This window comes from Ovoidimarina sediminis (genome assembly GCF_032586175.1).
Lineage (GTDB): Bacteria > Pseudomonadota > Alphaproteobacteria > Rhodobacterales > Rhodobacteraceae > Ovoidimarina > Ovoidimarina sediminis.
The window spans coordinates 1-607 of record NZ_JAWHTE010000075.1 but is presented as its reverse complement, the minus strand read 5'-3'; the positions used below and the strand labels follow the sequence as shown (position 1 = coordinate 607).

The following is a 607-nucleotide window of genomic DNA, read 5'->3' as shown; positions in this document are numbered from 1 at the left end:
GGCGAGGGCAGGATCACCTACCCGGACGGCGCGGTCTACGAGGGCACGCTCGTCCGCGGAAAACGTCAGGGCACCGGAACGCTGACCATGCCCGATGGGCTGACCTACGAGGGCGACTGGCAGGATGGCGAAATCCACGGTACCGGCAAGCTCGTTCAACCCAACGGCGACGTGTACGAGGGCCAGTTCGTCAGCGGCCAGCGCGAGGGCCAGGGCAAGGTCACCTATGCCAATTCGGACGTTTACGACGGCCAGTTTCTCGCCGATCGGCGCCACGGCAAGGGCACCTTCCGCGCGACCGATGGCTACGTCTACACGGGCAGCTGGCTGAACGGGAACATCGAGGGTGAGGGCGTCGTTCAGTATCCTGACGGCTCGGTCTATGAAGGCTTCCTCAGCGACGGCGTGGCCGACGGCACCGGAAAGATCACATATCCCGATGGCTCGACCTATGAAGGTGCCTGGGTTGATGGCGTAATCGAAGGCGAAGGCAAGGCGGTCTATGCCAACGGCCTTGTCTATGAAGGCGAATTCCGGAACGCCAAGAACGACGGCTTCGGCGTGATGACCTATACCGACGGGTATCGCTACGAGGGCCAGTGGGTCG

1 protein-coding gene is annotated in these 607 nt (G+C 63.1%); it reads left to right on the top strand.

Annotated elements, in window-relative coordinates; genetic code table 11:
- Positions 1 to 607: MORN repeat-containing protein (locus RXV90_RS25785; RefSeq protein WP_410482406.1), on the top strand; the 607-nt coding region annotated here is incomplete at both ends.